Source organism: Bacteroidota bacterium (assembly GCA_030706565.1).
Taxonomy (GTDB): Bacteria; Bacteroidota; Bacteroidia; order Bacteroidales; family JAUZOH01; genus JAUZOH01.
In genome coordinates this window covers 1-3,338 of record JAUZOH010000402.1, presented here as the reverse complement: position 1 = coordinate 3,338, position 3,338 = coordinate 1, and the positions used below count along the sequence as shown (strand labels likewise).

At 34.0% G+C, this 3,338-nt stretch carries 4 protein-coding genes; 1 reads left to right on the top strand and 3 read right to left on the bottom strand.

The window, feature by feature from the left end; all coding sequences use genetic code 11:
• Nucleotides 1-1,096: hypothetical protein (locus Q8907_14740; protein MDP4275529.1), on the top strand; the 1,096-nt coding region annotated here is incomplete at its 5' end.
• Between the two features lie 56 nt (nt 1,097-1,152).
• On the opposite strand, the gene Q8907_14735 is transcribed toward Q8907_14740, so the two are convergent.
• From Q8907_14735 to Q8907_14725, 3 genes are all read right to left on the bottom strand, one after another.
• On the bottom strand, nt 1,153-1,335 hold the full coding sequence (locus tag Q8907_14735; protein MDP4275528.1) for a type II toxin-antitoxin system ParD family antitoxin: 183 nt from the start codon (nt 1,333-1,335) through the stop codon (nt 1,153-1,155).
• A gap of 191 nt (nt 1,336-1,526) precedes the next feature.
• On the bottom strand, nt 1,527-2,645 hold the full coding sequence (locus Q8907_14730; protein MDP4275527.1) for a hypothetical protein: 1,119 nt from the start codon (nt 2,643-2,645) through the stop codon (nt 1,527-1,529).
• 303 nt (nt 2,646-2,948) lie between these two features.
• Nucleotides 2,949-3,338 (bottom strand): methylenetetrahydrofolate reductase (locus Q8907_14725; protein ID MDP4275526.1); only part of this gene is annotated, 390 nt, incomplete at its 5' end.

Here is a 3,338-nt window from a genome sequence, read left to right as displayed (position 1 = left end):
GGCTGCCCTGCAGGATGTTGATTATGCTGTGTTAAATGACTGTGTGGTGGATGAAGGGAAAATAGATTTTCGCCAGATTCTTGAAGAACTCAGGCCCGATATATTTGTGCTTAACCGGGATGATTCCGGATTGGAAGATAAGTCCAGGCTTTGTAAAGATTTGAATATTTCCATCCGGTTTGTGAAGAGGGAAGTTCCTGAAGAACTGGAACCCACTTCGACTACCCGAATCATTGATAAGATTAACTTTTCTTTTAAAGCTCCCCTGCGTATTGATTTTGCGGGAGGTTGGACTGATGTCCCTTATATCATGGATGGTGTGAAGGGTTTCGTGTCAAACATTGCCATCAAACCCTTGATTGAATATAAGGGCGGGCGATATAATTTTTCTGGTTATCCCCGGGGCAGTGGCCTGAGTACTTCCACTGCAGCCAAACTCTTATCCATGATCAGTTCAAAGGCATATAATGCAGAAAGCAAAACCCTGGAAACTATTGCCGAGGATTTGTTTAATCTTGAAAATTCGGAACTGAACTGGGCAATTGGCCGTCAGGATCAATATTCCATTGTTTATGGAGGGTTTCATTGTTTTGAGTTTGGAAAAGAATATGCCAAACCTTTGGAGGTGGAGATTCCCAAGGAAACCTTGGAAAAATTCAGGCACAACCTGCTACTCATCCATACCGGTGTTTCGCGCAATGCCCAGTCTGCCGTTGAACAGGTTTACGAAAACCACAAAACCCCTGAAGGCCGGGATGCATTAATCAAAATGGCACAATATGGACAGGAATTTGCAAAGGCGATGAAAAACAATGATTTTGTTTCCTGTGCCAAAATTATGGAAGCCAATTTCCAGGCTCAGAAACAGCTCGCTCCGGCATCATCGGGTGAATACCTGGATCAGATGTATTCTTTTGCAAAAGAAAATGGAGCAATAGGGGGCAAGATTTGTGGTGCCGGTGGTGGCGGTGCTTTTATTTTCTATTGCACCGATCCGGTTGCTTTAAAACGAGCCATGAAAAAACAGTTTGTCGATTGTTTTGAAATTGATTTCGAGTTTGAATACAAAAGCATTAAAGAATTAAATATCATCTAAATAAAACTGAAACTGAAAATATAAGCCCAAATGCTATTTTAGTGTTTGGGCTTTTTTTATATTTTTATTTTTTTTAATTTTTCAAGATGAATTTCCGGATCGAAATCATAAGCTATCCCGCTATCAATACCTTCCTGAATGGCTTCTTTTAATGCAATGACCTTATTTTCTTCTTCTTCCAAAAGCCTTAATCCTGCACAGACTACTTCACTGGCATTTTTATATCGTCCCATAGATATTCTACTTTAAATAAAATTGTCAAAATAGCCTCCTAATGATATGGATGTGTTACTATTGATTATTCTTCAATTTTTCAAAAGTTACCAAAAATTGGTATAATAATCAAGAGGGTGATGGAAGAAACCCACAATACCGATTGAAGTATATCAGCCCTTTTCCCAATGGCTATTATTCCTTTGCATATAGGCTTTTACTTTTGGTTTAACATTTGAAACATGGAATTAACTATTTCACCCCGGCCCCTACCTGTAAATTGGGGTATGATTACATTATTGTTTTCTATTACAATTGGGAAATATATTTTTACAGTATAAAATTTGGTTTCACATCTTGAAGTTTCCCATTCACCTAAATTGTTGATGATTTGGCTTATTCTTTCTGCTTTATTATTTTTTTGAGGTGAGAATACATGAACATAATCTATTTTACTTTCTTTTGAAATACCCATATCAACTAAATAATAGCTTTCTTCCGGTTCTTCTTTGTTGATTTGAATGATTGTATCTTTTAAGCTTTTATAAAAAGAAATATCCAAGTTGTCTATTTTATTAAATTTTGGAAAGAATAAGGTGTCTGTGCAATTATTTTTATTTACCAATGTAAAGAAGTTATAATAAAAATCTATAGATTCCGAAGGGTAATAACTTATCAGATCAATTTTTGAATGTTCATAATATGAAGTATGAAACATTTTATCGTCTCCTTTTTTGAATATTCCATTTTCATAATATTCGGTGTTGGAATTGCCATAATTCAGTTTGCCATCTAATAAGCCATTTTTAAATGTCCCGTTTACATGTATTTTAACGGTATTTTTATAGGTTCTAACATTATCTGTGTATGTACAAACTCCATTTTTTATTTTACTTACTCCTTTTTTGTCATATAATTCAAGAAGTTTAAATTGTCCATTTGAAAAATCTACTTTCTTTTCTATTTGATTGTTAAGATAATATGTCCATATACTATCCCTTACATCATTTTTGTAATTACCTGTTTCACATAATTCCCCATTTTCATATATTTGTGCTAATCCATTTAATTTTCCATTTTTGTAGTGACCAGTAAATAATAATATGTTTTCTTTTGAAAAATCTTTTACTTCACCATCAAAAGAAAAATAATAATGATCCATTTTACCAATTCTGTAAAATGCAGCTTTATCTGATAATGTGATATCTCCGAATTCATTAAAATAAATTTTGATTGAATCCCTTCCGATTGGTTCAAAAAAATAACTCGTTTGAGAAAATGTTGGTTTCATTATGAAAGCCAATGTTAATATTTCAATGATTTTTTTAATATTCATTTTTTGTATTATAAAAATTAATAATTGTAAAGTTCTAGGCTTATTTTATAAATCCAATGATCTTTATTGAAGTTGCTAAGTTAACATAACAATTGGTTTTTAGGTTATGACGCCAGGAATATTTTTGTCAAACAGACAAAATTACGATGTAAAGAATAATTTATAACTAAGGTCGAACATTAGCTAAAACAAATTGATGATCTTATGTAGTTTGATGGAAAAGTATTCAATTTGAGGAAACTGAAATTATAAAAAAAGCCCTCCGATAAAAAAGAGGGCTGCAAGTTTCTTTATTGGGTAATATTAAAACACTGCCTTTGCAATTTCTTTGATATTTTCTGAAGTTCCGTAGGTATAGTAATGTATGGCCGGAACGCCGTACTGGGCTAATTCTTTGGATTGCTGGATGGTCCATTCGATGCCAACCTGCCAGGCTTCCTGGTTGGTCTTGCATTTTTCCACTTCCTTAACCAATGCTTCCGGTATTTCTATGCTGAATATTTTGGGAAGAACGGAAATGTCCTTTAAAGTCATAATTGGTTTAATTCCAGGGATAATGGGAACCGTAATTCCCATTTTACGGCATTTTTCCACAAATTCGAAAAAGTATTTGTTGTTAAAGAACATCTGAGTGACTATATAATCGGCGCCTGCATCGACTTTCTCTTTCAGGTGCAGCAGGTCGTTTTCCAT